This is a genomic window from Kluyvera sp., from assembly GCF_047971185.1.
GTDB lineage: Bacteria > Pseudomonadota > Gammaproteobacteria > Enterobacterales > Enterobacteriaceae > Kluyvera.
On sequence record NZ_JBKDZH010000018.1, the window covers coordinates 188,656 to 202,125 of the forward strand.

At 58.0% G+C, this 13,470-nt stretch carries 15 protein-coding genes; 13 read left to right on the forward strand and 2 right to left on the reverse strand.

Going from position 1 to position 13,470, the window contains the following annotated elements:
• Positions 1 to 183: 183 nt before the first annotated feature.
• Complete coding sequence (locus tag ACK5JN_RS05070; protein WP_416869155.1) at positions 184 to 1,449, forward strand: 4-aminobutyrate--2-oxoglutarate transaminase; 1,266 nt, start codon at positions 184 to 186, stop codon at positions 1,447 to 1,449.
• Positions 1,450 to 1,701: 252 nt separating this feature from the next.
• A complete protein-coding gene (gene livJ, locus ACK5JN_RS05075; RefSeq protein ID WP_416869156.1) occupies positions 1,702 to 2,805 on the forward strand; it encodes a branched chain amino acid ABC transporter substrate-binding protein LivJ in 1,104 nt (367 codons plus the stop codon).
• A gap of 87 nt (positions 2,806 to 2,892) precedes the next feature.
• On the opposite strand, the gene panM is transcribed toward livJ, so the two are convergent.
• Entirely contained in the window at positions 2,893 to 3,276 is a 384-nt protein-coding gene (panM, locus tag ACK5JN_RS05080; protein ID WP_416869157.1) for an aspartate 1-decarboxylase autocleavage activator PanM, read from the reverse strand.
• A 444-nt stretch (positions 3,277 to 3,720) separates the two neighbouring features.
• Between panM and livK the strand changes: the two genes are divergently transcribed.
• From livK to ACK5JN_RS05115, 7 genes are all read left to right on the forward strand, one after another.
• Complete coding sequence (gene livK, locus ACK5JN_RS05085; protein WP_416869158.1) at positions 3,721 to 4,830, forward strand: high-affinity branched-chain amino acid ABC transporter substrate-binding protein LivK; 1,110 nt, start codon at positions 3,721 to 3,723, stop codon at positions 4,828 to 4,830.
• Between the two features lie 54 nt (positions 4,831 to 4,884).
• Positions 4,885 to 5,811 (forward strand): high-affinity branched-chain amino acid ABC transporter permease LivH, encoded by a 927-nt coding sequence (livH, locus tag ACK5JN_RS05090; protein WP_416869159.1) that lies wholly within the window; start codon positions 4,885 to 4,887, stop codon positions 5,809 to 5,811.
• On the forward strand, positions 5,808 to 7,088 hold the full coding sequence (livM, locus tag ACK5JN_RS05095) for a branched chain amino acid ABC transporter permease LivM (RefSeq protein ID WP_416869160.1): 1,281 nt from the start codon (positions 5,808 to 5,810) through the stop codon (positions 7,086 to 7,088). The genes livH and livM overlap by 4 nt, the downstream gene beginning before the upstream one ends.
• Entirely contained in the window at positions 7,085 to 7,852 is a 768-nt protein-coding gene (gene livG, locus ACK5JN_RS05100; RefSeq protein WP_416869161.1) for a high-affinity branched-chain amino acid ABC transporter ATP-binding protein LivG, read from the forward strand. Before livM ends, livG begins: the two co-directional genes overlap by 4 nt.
• Position 7,853: 1 nt before the next feature.
• A complete protein-coding gene (livF, locus tag ACK5JN_RS05105) occupies positions 7,854 to 8,567 on the forward strand; it encodes a high-affinity branched-chain amino acid ABC transporter ATP-binding protein LivF (RefSeq protein WP_416869162.1) in 714 nt (237 codons plus the stop codon).
• Positions 8,568 to 8,727: 160 nt separating this feature from the next.
• Entirely contained in the window at positions 8,728 to 8,949 is a 222-nt protein-coding gene (locus tag ACK5JN_RS05110; protein ID WP_064541381.1) for a type II toxin-antitoxin system Phd/YefM family antitoxin, read from the forward strand.
• The gene (locus tag ACK5JN_RS05115; RefSeq protein ID WP_416869163.1) at positions 8,946 to 9,314 is read left to right on the forward strand and encodes a type II toxin-antitoxin system death-on-curing family toxin; all 369 of its coding nucleotides are present in this window, start codon (positions 8,946 to 8,948) and stop codon (positions 9,312 to 9,314) included. The genes ACK5JN_RS05110 and ACK5JN_RS05115 overlap by 4 nt, the downstream gene beginning before the upstream one ends.
• On the opposite strand, the gene ACK5JN_RS05120 is transcribed toward ACK5JN_RS05115, so the two are convergent.
• On the reverse strand, positions 9,303 to 9,428 hold the full coding sequence (locus ACK5JN_RS05120) for a hypothetical protein (protein ID WP_416869164.1): 126 nt from the start codon (positions 9,426 to 9,428) through the stop codon (positions 9,303 to 9,305). The genes ACK5JN_RS05115 and ACK5JN_RS05120 overlap by 12 nt on opposite strands.
• 188 nt (positions 9,429 to 9,616) lie before the next feature.
• Here ACK5JN_RS05120 and ugpB point away from each other — a divergent pair, with 188 nt between their 5' ends.
• The 4 genes from ugpB to ugpC form a co-directional block, all read left to right on the forward strand.
• A complete protein-coding gene (gene ugpB / locus ACK5JN_RS05125; RefSeq protein ID WP_416869165.1) occupies positions 9,617 to 10,933 on the forward strand; it encodes a sn-glycerol-3-phosphate ABC transporter substrate-binding protein UgpB in 1,317 nt (438 codons plus the stop codon).
• Between the two features lie 123 nt (positions 10,934 to 11,056).
• Positions 11,057 to 11,944 (forward strand): sn-glycerol-3-phosphate ABC transporter permease UgpA, encoded by an 888-nt coding sequence (ugpA, locus tag ACK5JN_RS05130; protein WP_416869166.1) that lies wholly within the window; start codon positions 11,057 to 11,059, stop codon positions 11,942 to 11,944.
• A complete protein-coding gene (gene ugpE / locus ACK5JN_RS05135) occupies positions 11,941 to 12,786 on the forward strand; it encodes a sn-glycerol-3-phosphate ABC transporter permease UgpE (RefSeq protein ID WP_416869167.1) in 846 nt (281 codons plus the stop codon). Before ugpA ends, ugpE begins: the two co-directional genes overlap by 4 nt.
• A gap of 2 nt (positions 12,787 to 12,788) precedes the next feature.
• The coding region (gene ugpC, locus ACK5JN_RS05140) for a sn-glycerol-3-phosphate ABC transporter ATP-binding protein UgpC (protein ID WP_416869168.1) at positions 12,789 to 13,470 on the forward strand (682 nt) is incomplete at its 3' end.

A 13,470-nucleotide genomic window follows, 5' to 3' on the forward strand; every position in this document is an offset into this window, starting at 1 on the left:
TCTGCGCCAATCTGCCCGATGGCGCTACGCTTATCGGGCCTACGGGCTCGTTACTCCGATAATCCCACCGTCATCACGCTTTCCTCTGTTTATTTCCCTTTTACCGCTGGCGCGAATGAAGCCGATGGCAAAGACTAAATAAGCGCTAGGTATTTTTCCGTCTTTTAACGGCAGGGGGTTATCGTGAGTAACGAGTCACTGAATCATCGGCGTTTACAGGCGACGCCGCGCGGCGTCGGCGTGATGTGCGGCTTCTATGCGGAGCGCGCGGAGAACGCCACGCTGTGGGATATTGAAGGCAATGAGTATATCGATTTCGCCGCCGGGATCGCGGTGCTGAACACCGGCCATCGTCACCCGCAGGTGATCGCCGCCGTCGAGAACCAGCTGCGCGCGTTTACCCATACCGCCTACCAGATTGTCCCTTATGAAAGCTACGTGTCATTAGCAGAACGTATCAATGCCGTAGCGCCCATTGCTGGAAACGCCAAAACGGCCTTCTTCAGCACCGGGGCTGAAGCGGTGGAAAACGCGGTGAAGATTGCCCGCGCCTACACTAAACGTCCGGGGCTGATTACCTTCGGCGGCGGCTTCCATGGCCGCACCTTTATGACCATGGCCCTGACCGGCAAAGTGGCCCCGTATAAAATCGGCTTCGGCCCGTTCCCCGGTTCGGTGTACCACGCGACCTACCCCAATGCGGCGCACGGCGTTACCGTCGACATGGCGCTGAAAAGCCTGAGCCATATTTTCAAAGCCGACATCGCGCCGGATCAGGTGGCGGCGATTATCATTGAGCCGGTGCAGGGCGAGGGCGGCTTTAACGTTGCGCCGCCCGAGTTTATGCAGGCGCTGCGTACGCTGTGCGACACCCACGGTATTTTGCTGATTGCTGATGAAGTGCAGACCGGCTTTGCCCGTACCGGCAAGCTGTTTGCCATGGAACACCACAGCGTGAAGCCGGATCTGATCACCATGGCAAAAAGCCTGGCGGGCGGCTTCCCGCTCTCTGGCGTGGTGGGCCGCGCCGAGGTAATGGATGCCCCGGCCCCCGGTGGCCTTGGCGGTACCTACGCCGGTAATCCGCTGGCGATTGCCGCCGCGCACGCGGTGCTGGACGTCATCGAAGAAGAAGCCCTCTGTAACCGCGCCAACCATCTGGGCCAGCATCTGATTGAAGTGCTCAATAGCCTGCGCGACAGCTGCCCGGCGATTGCCGACGTGCGCGGCGTCGGCTCGATGGTGGCGGTGGAGTTTGTCGACCCGCAAACCCGCGAGCCGTCGCCGGAATTCACCAAATTGGTACAGGAACGCGCGCTGGCGGAAGGGGTGCTACTGCTGAGCTGCGGTGTGTACGGCAACGTGATTCGCTTCCTTTACCCCCTCACGATTCCTGAGAAACAGTTCCAGCAGGCGCTGGAGGTGATTCGTCGGGCTCTCAGTGAATGAATTGACTCCCCCTGATCCCCTAAGCCACTCCGATGAGTGGCTTTTTTTGTCATTTTTGCGTTACAAATCCGTCAAAATTAACGTGTCAATTCCACAAAAATGGGGTATGTTTTAGCTGAGTATGCTGCTAAAGCACAGGCAGCGTCCCTTAATATTAATATCTTATACTTACCATGCGTCTGATATAAGAATAATGTGCTAAACAACAACATCACAACAATTGCAATAACCATAATAATGGGGAACCTCAGGATGAAAATGAAGGGCAAAGCGTTACTGGCAGGATGTATTGCACTGGCATTCAGCAATATGGCATTAGCAGAAAATATTAAAGTTGCTGTCGTTGGCGCGATGTCTGGCCCGGTTGCGCAGTATGGCGATCAGGAGTTCAGCGGTGCGGCGCAAGCGGTGGCCGATATTAACGCCAAAGGCGGCATCAAGGGCAACAAGCTGGAAATCGTAAAATATGACGATGCCTGCGACCCGAAACAGGCGGTGGCGGTAGCGAACAAAGTGGTCAACGACGGCATTAAGTACGTTATCGGCCACCTGTGCTCCTCTTCCACTCAGCCAGCGTCCGACATCTATGAAGACGAAGGCATTCTGATGATCACCCCGGCTGCCACCGCGCCGGAGCTGACCGCGCGCGGCTATAAGCTGATTCTGCGTACCACCGGCCTGGACTCTGACCAGGGCCCGACCGCCGCGAAATATATCCTCGATAAAGTGAAGCCGCAGCGCATCGCTATCGTCCACGATAAGCAGCAGTACGGCGAAGGTCTGGCGCGTGCGGTGCAGGACGGCCTGAAAAAAGGCGGCGCCAACGTGGTCTTCTTTGATGGCATCACCGCCGGTGAGAAAGATTTCTCCACCCTGGAGGCGCGTCTGAAGAAAGAGAATATCGACTTCGTTTACTTCGGCGGCTATCACCCGGAAATGGGGCAGATTCTGCGCCAGGCGCGTGCCGCTGGCCTGAAAACCCAGTTTATGGGGCCGGAAGGGGTAGCGAACGTGTCGCTGTCTAACATCGCGGGCGAATCGGCGGAAGGCCTGCTGGTGACCAAGCCGAAGAACTATGACCAGGTGCCGGCGAACAAACCGATCGTTGACGCGATCAAGGCGAAGAAACAGGATCCAAGCGGTGCGTTCGTGTGGACCACCTACGCGGCGCTGCAATCGCTGCAGGCGGGTCTGAACCACTCTGACGATCCGGCTGAGATCGCTAAATTCCTGAAAGCCAGCAGCGTCGATACCGTAATGGGCCCGCTGACCTGGGATGAGAAAGGCGACCTGAAAGGCTTCGAGTTCGGCGTCTTCAACTGGCATGCGAACGGTACGGCGACCGACGCGAAGTAATATTTGACGTTTCCCTGCGTCGCTACGCTCGGCCGGGCTACTCTGAATGTAGCCCGGCCGAGGCGAAGCTGACGCCGGGAACAGGCACTATTCCTTAACCCACCCTTTACCCTGCATCGTAAAGCCCAGCGCTTTGGCAAACGCCGCCATCTCCAGACTCTCTTCCGCGCCGGATTTGTTCAGCACCCAACGGTTAATCTGTGGGTTATCGCGCATCACCTCTTCCAGCAGATACTGCCCCACGCCACGGCGACGGGTCACCTCACGCACGCATAAATCGCGCAGCTCGCCCTGATGCTCATTCAGCGTCACGCGCACAGCGGCCAGCAGGCGCTCATTAAAGCGGGCGGCGTACAGGCGGTGGGCGTCGTCGAGCGCCGATTCGGCGGGAACCTGGCCGGGCCAGATTTTGCCAAGGCAGATACGGTCCTGGTCGCTAAAGGTCTCTAAACGGATGATGGTCAGTTTCATGGGCGGTTGGCTCAAATCGTGAAAATGGCGGTCAGTGTACTCAATTTATTTCGCCGCAGGCTTTCTCTTTTTTGCTCTGGCAGCCAGGTGATTCGTTTTTCGATATCTGCACAGGCAGTCTGAAACAGTATGGATCGAAAAATAGACAGAATTTTAACCTAATAACTAGCGTTTTATTCGGCTCTTTGTACCGTTATTTTATGCTGTGTGGTGGACTTTTTTTTGTTTAACTATGGCAAAAATCAGAATATTATCTTTTCTTAATAGACTGAAAAATAGAGATTTTAGTCTGTTTTTAGCCAAAAAGCTGCGCTAACCCATTAAAGATAATGGCAAAAATAGCGTTGTATAGTAAAAGCACAGAATGCTTTTTAACCACTGAATTACAAAATATATACACGCCACGACGTGTAAACACGACATCACGAATGGGGATCCCGAAGTATGAAAAGGAATACAAAAACAGTAATCGCAGGGATGATCGCGCTGGCTATGTCTCACGCGGCCATGGCGGACGATATTAAGGTTGCGGTAGTGGGGGCGATGTCCGGCCCGGTCGCGCAGTGGGGCGACATGGAGTTCAACGGCGCGCGCCAGGCGATTAAAGATATCAACGCCAAAGGCGGTATTAAGGGCGACAAACTGGTGGGCGTTGAGTACGACGACGCCTGCGATCCAAAACAAGCGGTGGCGGTGGCTAACAAAATCGTCAACGACGGCATTAAATACGTTATCGGCCACCTGTGCTCCTCTTCCACGCAGCCGGCTTCCGACATTTACGAAGACGAAGGCATTCTGATGATTTCCCCGGGCGCGACCAACCCGGAGCTGACCCAGCGCGGCTACCAGTACATCATGCGCACCGCGGGCCTGGACTCGTCTCAGGGGCCGACGGCGGCGAACTACATCCTGAAAACGGTGAAGCCGCAGCGTATCGCCATCATTCATGACAAGCAGCAGTACGGCGAAGGCCTGGCGCGTTCCGTGCAGGACGGGCTGAAAAAAGGCGGCGCGAATATTGTCTTCTTCGACGGCATCACCGCCGGTGAGAAAGATTTCTCCGCGCTGATTGCCCGTCTGCAAAAAGAAAATATCGATTTTGTCTATTACGGCGGCTACTACCCGGAAATGGGTCAGATGCTGCGCCAGGCGCGCGCGGTAGGCCTGAAAACCCAGTTTATGGGGCCGGAAGGGGTCGGTAACGCCTCGCTGTCCAACATCGCGGGCGACGCGGGCGAGGGCATGCTGGTGACCATGCCAAAACGCTATGACCAGGATCCGGCAAACAGCGCTATCGTCGATGCCCTGAAAGCGCAGAAAAAAGATCCGAGCGGCCCGTACGTGTGGATCACCTACGCCGCCGTGCAGTCTCTGGCAACCGCCATGGAACGTACCGGCAGCGACGAGCCGCTGGATCTGATCAAAGACTTAAAAGCGAACGGCGCGAAAACCGTGATTGGGCCGCTGTCCTGGGATGAGAAAGGCGATCTGAAAGGATTCGAGTTCGGCGTCTTCCAGTGGCATGCCGACGGTTCGTCCACCGTGGCGAAGTAACCTTCATTTCCCCCCGGCGGGCGTAGATCCGCGGGGGTAGCAAAAGGCTAATTTATGTCAGAGCAGGTTCTCTACTTTGTGCAGCAGATGTTTAACGGCGTTACGCTGGGAAGCACCTATGCACTGATCGCCATCGGTTACACCATGGTGTACGGCATTATCGGCATGATCAACTTCGCCCACGGCGAGGTGTACATGATCGGTAGCTATGTCTCCTTTATGATCATCGCCGCGCTGATGATGATGGGCATCGACACCAGCTGGCTGCTGGTGGCCGCCGGATTCATCGGCGCGATTGTCATCGCCAGCGCCTACGGCTGGAGCATCGAACGGGTGGCCTATCGCCCGGTGCGCAGCTCCAAGCGCCTGATTGCGCTGATCTCCGCCATCGGGATGTCCATTTTCCTGCAAAACTACGTCAGCCTGACCGAAGGCTCGCGCGACATCGCGTTGCCGAGCCTGTTCAACGGCCAGTGGGTCGTCGGCAGCAGCGAAAACTTCTCCGCCTCTATCACTACCATGCAGTTGGTCATCTGGATTGTAACCTTTATCGCCATGCTGGCGCTGACACTGTTTATTCGTTACTCGCGAATGGGCCGCGCCTGCCGCGCCTGCGCGGAAGACCTGAAAATGGCCAGCCTGCTCGGCAGTAACACCGACCGCGTGATCGCCCTGACGTTCGTGATTGGCGCGGCGATGGCGGCGGTAGCGGGCGTGCTGCTCGGCCAGTTCTACGGCGTGATTAACCCGTACATCGGCTTTATGGCCGGGATGAAGGCCTTCACCGCTGCGGTTCTCGGCGGCATTGGCAGCATTCCTGGCGCGATGATCGGCGGGCTGATCCTCGGCATCGCGGAAGCGCTGTCGTCGGCGTATCTGAGCACCGAATATAAAGACGTGGTGTCGTTCGCGCTGCTGATCGTGGTGCTGCTGGTGATGCCGACCGGTATCCTGGGCCGCCCGGAGGTAGAGAAAGTATGAAACCGATGCAATTTGCGATGGCGCTGCTGTCGGCGGCGATGTTCTTCGTGCTGGCGGGCGTGTTTATGGGCGTCCAGCTGCAGCTCGACGGCACTAAACTGGTGGTGGGCAGCGCGGCGGATATCCGCTGGCAGTGGATTTTTATCGGCACCGCGGTGGTCTTTTTCTTCCAGCTGCTGCGCCCGCTGTTTCAGAAAGGGCTGAAGAGCGTCTCCGGGCCGAAGTTTATTCTGCCGGCGATTGACGGCTCGACGGTCAAACAAAAGTTGTTCCTGATTGCGCTGCTGGTGATTGCCGTGGCGTGGCCGTTTATGGTGTCGCGCGGGACGGTGGACATCGCCACCCTGACCATGATCTACATTATTCTCGGTCTGGGTCTGAACGTCGTCGTCGGGCTTTCCGGCCTGCTGGTGCTGGGCTACGGCGGCTTCTACGCCATCGGTGCGTACACTTTTGCGCTGCTGAACCACTATTACGGCCTCGGCTTCTGGACCTGCCTGCCGCTGGCGGGGCTGGTCTCTGCCGCCGCCGGTTTCCTGCTCGGCTTCCCGGTTCTGCGCCTGCGCGGCGACTATCTGGCGATTGTGACCTTAGGTTTCGGCGAAATTGTCCGTATCCTGCTGCTCAACAATACCGAAATCACCGGCGGTCCGAACGGCATCAGCCAGATCCCGAAACCGACCTTGTTCGGCCTGGAGTTCAGCCGCAGCGCGCGCGAAGGGGGCTGGGATACCTTCAGCAACTTCTTTAACGTCAAGTACGACCCCTCTGACCGCGTGATCTTCCTCTACCTGGTGGCGCTGCTGCTGGTGGTGCTGAGCCTGTTCGTGATTAACCGCCTGCTGCGTATGCCGCTGGGCCGCGCGTGGGAAGCGCTGCGTGAAGATGAAATCGCCTGCCGCTCGCTGGGCCTGAGCCCGACGCGCATCAAGCTGACCGCCTTCACCATCAGCGCCGCGTTCGCCGGTTTTGCCGGGACGCTGTTCGCCGCGCGCCAGGGCTTTGTTAGCCCGGAATCGTTCACCTTCGCCGAGTCGGCCTTTGTGCTGGCGATTGTGGTGCTGGGCGGGATGGGCTCGCAGTTCGCGGTGATCCTGGCCGCCGTTCTGCTGGTGGTCTCCCGCGAGCTGATGCGTGACTTTAACGAATACAGCATGTTGATGCTCGGCGGCCTGATGGTACTGATGATGATCTGGCGTCCGCAGGGCCTTCTGCCGATGACCCGTCCCCAGCTGAAACTGAAAAACGGGCAAGCGAAAGAAGGAGAGCAGGCATGAGTCAGCCATTATTATCCGTTAACGGCCTGATGATGCGTTTTGGCGGCCTGCTGGCGGTCAACAACGTGGCGCTGGAGCTGCATCCTCAGGAGATCGTCTCCCTGATTGGCCCAAACGGCGCGGGGAAAACCACGGTCTTTAACTGCCTGACCGGTTTCTATAAACCGACCGGCGGCACCATCAAGCTGCGCGACCAGCACCTCGAAGGGCTGCCGGGCCAGCAGATTGCCCGCATGGGCGTGGTGCGTACCTTCCAGCACGTGCGGCTGTTCCGTGAAATGACGGTGATTGAAAACCTGCTGGTAGCACAGCATCAGCAGCTGAAAACCGGCGTCTTTTCCGGGCTGCTGAAAACGCCTTCGTTCCGCCGCGCGCAGAGTGAAGCGCTGGATCGCGCCGCCACCTGGCTTGAGCGTATCGGCCTGCTGGAGCACGCCAACCGTCAGGCCAGTAACCTGGCCTACGGCGACCAGCGTCGTCTGGAGATCGCCCGCTGCATGGTGACCCAGCCGGAAATTCTGATGCTTGACGAACCGGCAGCCGGCCTCAACCCGAAAGAGACCAAAGAGCTGGATGAGCTGATTGCCGAGCTGCGTAACCATCACAACACCACCATTTTGCTGATTGAGCATGATATGAAGCTGGTGATGGGTATTTCCGACCGTATCTACGTGGTGAACCAGGGCACGCCGTTGGCTAACGGCACGCCGGAAGAGATCCGCAACAACCCGGATGTGATCCGCGCGTATCTGGGTGAGGCATAATATGGATAAAGTGATGTTATCGTTCGACAAAGTCAGCGCCCACTACGGCAAGATTCAGGCGCTGCACGAGGTCAGTCTGCATATTAACCAGGGGGAAATCGTCACCCTTATCGGCGCGAACGGCGCGGGGAAAACCACCCTGCTCGGCACGCTGTGCGGCGACCCGCGCGCTACCAGCGGGCGGATTGTCTTTGATGATAAGGACATTACCGACTGGCAGACGGCGAAAATCATGCGCGAAGCGGTGGCGATCGTCCCGGAAGGGCGTCGGGTGTTCTCGCGCATGACGGTGGAAGAGAACCTGGCGATGGGCGGTTTCTTTGCCGAGCGCGACCAGTTCCAGGAACGCATCAAGTGGGTGTACGAACTGTTCCCGCGTCTGCACGAGCGTCGTATCCAGCGCGCGGGCACCATGTCCGGCGGCGAACAGCAGATGCTGGCGATTGGCCGCGCGCTGATGAGCCAGCCGCGCCTGCTGCTGCTGGATGAACCGTCGCTCGGTCTGGCGCCGATCATCATCCAGCAGATCTTCGAAACCATCGAGCAGTTGCGCGAACAGGGCATGACTATCTTCCTCGTCGAGCAGAACGCCAACCAGGCGCTGAAGCTCGCCGACCGCGGCTACGTGCTGGAAAACGGCCACGTGGTGCTGGAAGACTCCGGTGATGCGCTGTTAGCAAACGAAGCGGTGCGCAGCGCGTACCTCGGCGGTTAACACGGCCCCGGCGGCGCTGCGCTTGGCCGGGCTACGTTTGTGCGTGTTGGAGTAGACGAAACTCTGCGAGAACGCCGCATAATTCATTAAAAGAGCCCTATGGCTCTTTTTTTGTACATATTTGTTGTACAATAAACATGTACAACTCGGGAGGTGTTTTATGCGTACGGTTAACTATAGCGAGGCGCGGCAAAATCTGGCCGAAGTCCTGGAAAGCGCGGTGACTGGCGGCCCTGTCACCATCACGCGTCGTGGGCATAAGCCCGCCGTGATCATCAGCGCCGAAGAGTTTGAGCGTTATCAGACGGCGCGGATGGATGATGAGTTTGCCTCCATTATGGCGGTTCATGGTAATGAACTCAGGGAGCTGGCGGATAAATGACCCTACAAATTATCTCAGCGGAAGAGATAATTCAGTTTCACGACAGGCTGCTCCGCGTTACGCCTGGTGTGACTGGTATGCCTGACCCTGGCCGCGCGGAAGCGCTAATGTACCGGGTGCTTAATCAAATCGAATATGAAGGCGTGACCGATGTATGGCTGCTGGCGGCTATGCATTTGCTGGCCATATCCCGTGGGCATATCTTTAACGATGGTAATAAACGTACCGCCTTGTTTATTACGCTGCTGTTTTTAAAGCGTAATGGGATTTCGCTCGCGGCGAATCCAGATTTTGTTGATATGACGGTCGACGCGGCAGCAGGGCGGCTGACGCTGGAGCAGATTGCCCTTCGTTTACGAGGCTGAGGTATTCCCGGCGGCGCTGCGCTTGGCCGGGCTACGTTTGTGCGCGTTCAATAAAACGATACCCGCGCCGTAGCCCGGGCAAGGCGCCTGCGCCGACCCCGGGAATAACGTCATCCCTATCCGTGTCTCAGCTCCCACTTTCCCTTCTTCGAACCGTCACCGCCTTGCCATCCCTTTGTCGCCTTACTATCTTTTTTTTGTAATAAAAAAGTTATTTTTCTGTCATTCGAGCATGTCATGTTACCCCCGCGAACATAAAACGCGTGATATCGCGCATCCCGGCACAAAAAGAGAGATAACCGATGATATCGTTACGACATACAGCTTTAGGATTGGCGTTGAGTATGGCATTGGCGGGTCAGGCGCTGGCCGTGACCACCATTCCGTTCTGGCATTCGATGGAAGGGGAACTTGGCAAGGAAGTTGATTCTCTGGCGCAGCGCTTCAACGCCGCCAACCCGGACTATAAAATTACGCCGGTGTACAAAGGCAACTACGAGCAGAGCCTGAGCGCGGGCATCGCCGCCTTCCGTACCGGCAACGCGCCGGCCATTTTGCAGGTGTATGAAGTCGGCACCGCCACCATGATGGCGTCAAAAGCGATTAAGCCGGTGTATCAGGTGTTCAGCGATGCCGGGATCAAGTTCGACGAATCGCAGTTTGTACCGACGGTCTCCGGCTACTACACCGACGCCAAAACCGGGCATCTGCTCTCCCAGCCGTTTAACAGCTCCACCCCGGTGCTGTACTACAACAAAGACGCCTTCAAGAAAGCCGGTTTAGACCCGGAGCAGCCGCCGAAAACCTGGCAGGATCTGGCCGCTTACACCGCGAAGCTGAAGGCCGCCGGGATGAAGTGCGGTTACGCCAGCGGCTGGCAGGGCTGGATCCAGATTGAAAACTTCAGCGCCTGGCACGGCCTACCGGTCGCCACCCAAAACAACGGCTTCGACGGTACCGATGCGGTGCTGGAGTTCAACAAGCCGGAGCAGGTGAAGCATATCGCGCTGCTTGCCGATCTGAACAAGAAGGGTGACTTCAGCTACTTCGGCCGTAAAGACGAATCCACCGAGAAGTTCTACAACGGCGACTGCGCCATCACCACCGCCTCCTCCGGCTCGCTGGCCGATATCCGTCACTACGCCAAATTCAACTACGGCGTGGGGATGATGCCGTACGACGCCGAGGTGAAAGGCGCGCCGCAGAACGCCATTATCGGCGGGGCCAGCCTGTGGGTGATGCAGGGGAAAGACAAAGAAACCTACACCGGCGTGGCGAAGTTCCTCGACTTCCTGATGAAGCCGGAAATTGCCGCCGAATGGCACCAGAAAACCGGCTATCTGCCGATCACTACCGCTGCTTACGATTTGACGCGTGAGCAGGGCTTCTATGACAAGAACCCCGGTGCGGATACCGCCACCCGTCAGATGCTGAACAAGCCGCCGTTGCCGTTCACCAAAGGCCTGCGCCTGGGTAACATGCCGCAGATTCGCACCATCGTGGATGAAGAGCTGGAAAGCGTCTGGACCGGCAAGAAAACGCCTCAGCAGGCGCTGGATTCTGCGGTTGAGCGTGGGAATCAGCTGCTGCGCCGTTTTGAGCAGTCGACCAAGTCTTAATCTTATAGCCTGACCCCTCACCCTAACCCTCTCCCCATAGGGGAGAGGGGACCGTTCGGTTTTCTCCCTCGCCCCTATGGGGAGAGGGCCGGGGTGAGGGGAAACCCAACTCAGAGTTTAACTATGTCATCATCCCGTCCGGTGTTTAAATCGCGCTGGCTGCCCTACGCATTGGTCGCCCCGCAGCTGATTATCACCGTTATTTTCTTTATCTGGCCCGCTGGCGAAGCGCTGTGGTATTCGCTGCAAAGCGTCGACCCGTTTGGCCTCTCCAGCCAGTTCGTTGGCCTGGATAACTTCGTCTCGCTGTTCCACGATCCGTACTATCTCGACTCCTTCTGGACGACGATTAAGTTCAGCGCCATGGTCACCGTCAGCGGCCTGCTGGTGTCGCTGATTTTCGCCGCGCTGGTGGATTACGTGGTGCGCGGCAGCCGCCTGTACCAAACGCTGATGCTGCTGCCTTACGCCGTCGCCCCCGCCGTCGCCGCCGTGCTGTGGATCTTCCTGTTTAACCCCGGTCGCGGGTTGATTACCCATTTCCTCGGTGAATTTGGCTATGACTGGAACCACGCGCAGAACAGTGGCCAGGCGATGTTTCTGGTGGTCTTCGCCTCGGTGTGGAAGCAGATCAGCTACAACTTCCTGTTCTTCTTCGCCGCGCTGCAGTCCATTCCGCGCTCGCTGGTGGAAGCCGCCGCTATCGACGGCGCAGGGCCGATTCGTCGCTTCTTCAAGCTGGCGCTGCCGCTGATTGCGCCGGTGAGCTTCTTCCTGCTGGTGGTGAACCTGGTCTACGCCTTCTTCGACACCTTCCCGGTGATCGACGCCGCGACGGCGGGCGGGCCGGTGCAGGCCACCACCACGCTGATTTATAAGATTTACCGCGAAGGCTTCGCCGGGCTGGATCTCTCGGCCTCAGCCGCCCAGTCGGTGGTGCTGATGTTCCTCGTCATCGTCCTGACCGTGGTGCAGTTCCGCTACGTGGAGAAAAAGGTGCGCTACCAATGATTGAGAACCGTCGCGGGCTGACTATTTTCAGCCACACCATGCTGATCCTCGGGATTATCGTGATTCTGTTTCCGCTGTACGTCGCCTTCACCGCCGCGACGCTCGACGACAAAGCGGTGTTTGAAACGCCGATGACGCTGATCCCCGGCGGCCATCTGTTTGAAAATATGAAGGCGATTTGGGTCAACGGCGTCGGCGCCAACAGCGCGCCATTCTGGCTGATGATGCTTAACAGCTTCATCATGGCTTTCGCCATTACCGTCGGCAAAATCACGGTGTCGATGCTCTCGGCCTTCGCCATCGTCTGGTTCCGCTTCCCGCTGCGCAACCTGTTCTTCTGGATGATCTTTATCACCCTGATGCTGCCGGTTGAAGTGCGCATTTTCCCGACGGTGGAGGTGATCGCCAACCTGAAAATGCTCGACAGCTACGCGGGCCTGACGCTGCCGCTGATGGCCTCGGCCACCGCCACCTTCCTGTTCCGCCAGTTCTTTATGACCCTGCCGGACGAGCTGATTGAAGCGGCGCGCATCGACGGCGCCTCGCCGATGCGCTTCTTCCGCGACATCGTGCTGCCGCTGTCGAAAACCAACCTCGCGGCGCTGTTCGTGATCACCTTTATCTACGGCTGGAATCAGTATCTGTGGCCGCTGCTGATCGTTACCGACGTCAACCTCGGCACCGCCGTGGCGGGCATTAAAGGCATGATCGCCATTGGGCAAGGCACCACCCAGTGGAATCAGGTAATGGCAGCCATGCTGCTGACGCTCATTCCTCCGGTTGTCATCGTTTTAGCCATGCAGCGTGCCTTCGTGCGCGGCCTGGTCGATAGTGAGAAATAAAAATGGCTGGTTTAAAACTACAGGCAGTAACCAAAAGCTGGGACGGCAAAACCCAGGTGATTCAACCGCTGACGCTGGACATCGCGGACGGCGAGTTTATTGTGATGGTCGGCCCGTCGGGCTGCGGCAAGTCGACGCTGCTGAGGATGGTGGCCGGGCTTGAGCGGGTCACCAGCGGCGATATCTGGATCGATCGCAAGCGCGTCACCGAAATGGAGCCGAAGGATCGCGGCATTGCGATGGTGTTCCAGAACTACGCACTCTACCCGCACATGAGCGTGGAAGAGAACATGGCCTGGGGGCTGAAAATTCGCGGTATGGGCAAAGCGCACATTGCTGAGAAAGTGCAGGAAGCCGCGCGCATCCTGGAGCTGGATGGCCTGCTCAAGCGCCGCCCGCGCGAGCTCTCCGGCGGCCAGCGTCAGCGCGTGGCGATGGGGCGCGCCATCGTGCGCGACCCGGCGGTGTTCCTGTTTGACGAACCGCTCTCTAACCTCGACGCCAAGCTGCGCGTGCAGATGCGCCTTGAGCTCCAGCAGCTGCACCGTCGCCTGAAAACCACCTCGCTGTACGTTACCCACGATCAGGTGGAAGCGATGACTCTCGCCCAGCGGGTGATGGTGATGAACAAAGGCATTGCCGAGCAGATTGGTACGCCGGTGGAGGTGTACGAGAGGCCCGCCA

What these genes read in the sequence shown, in the direction of transcription:
- livJ (WP_416869156.1), top strand. Translation starts at nt 1,702, where the DNA reads ATGAAAATGAAGGGCAAAGCGTTACTGGCAGGATGTATTGCACTGGCA.
- panM (WP_416869157.1), bottom strand. Translation starts at nt 3,276, where the DNA reads ATGAAACTGACCATCATCCGTTTAGAGACCTTTAGCGACCAGGACCGT.
- livK (WP_416869158.1), top strand. Translation starts at nt 3,721, where the DNA reads ATGAAAAGGAATACAAAAACAGTAATCGCAGGGATGATCGCGCTGGCT.
- livH (WP_416869159.1), top strand. Translation starts at nt 4,885, where the DNA reads ATGTCAGAGCAGGTTCTCTACTTTGTGCAGCAGATGTTTAACGGCGTT.
- livM (WP_416869160.1), top strand. Translation starts at nt 5,808, where the DNA reads ATGAAACCGATGCAATTTGCGATGGCGCTGCTGTCGGCGGCGATGTTC.
- livG (WP_416869161.1), top strand. Translation starts at nt 7,085, where the DNA reads ATGAGTCAGCCATTATTATCCGTTAACGGCCTGATGATGCGTTTTGGC.
- livF (WP_416869162.1), top strand. Translation starts at nt 7,854, where the DNA reads ATGGATAAAGTGATGTTATCGTTCGACAAAGTCAGCGCCCACTACGGC.
- ACK5JN_RS05110 (WP_064541381.1), top strand. Translation starts at nt 8,728, where the DNA reads ATGCGTACGGTTAACTATAGCGAGGCGCGGCAAAATCTGGCCGAAGTC.
- ACK5JN_RS05115 (WP_416869163.1), top strand. Translation starts at nt 8,946, where the DNA reads ATGACCCTACAAATTATCTCAGCGGAAGAGATAATTCAGTTTCACGAC.
- ACK5JN_RS05120 (WP_416869164.1), bottom strand. Translation starts at nt 9,428, where the DNA reads ATGACGTTATTCCCGGGGTCGGCGCAGGCGCCTTGCCCGGGCTACGGC.
- ugpB (WP_416869165.1), top strand. Translation starts at nt 9,617, where the DNA reads ATGATATCGTTACGACATACAGCTTTAGGATTGGCGTTGAGTATGGCA.
- ugpA (WP_416869166.1), top strand. Translation starts at nt 11,057, where the DNA reads ATGTCATCATCCCGTCCGGTGTTTAAATCGCGCTGGCTGCCCTACGCA.
- ugpE (WP_416869167.1), top strand. Translation starts at nt 11,941, where the DNA reads ATGATTGAGAACCGTCGCGGGCTGACTATTTTCAGCCACACCATGCTG.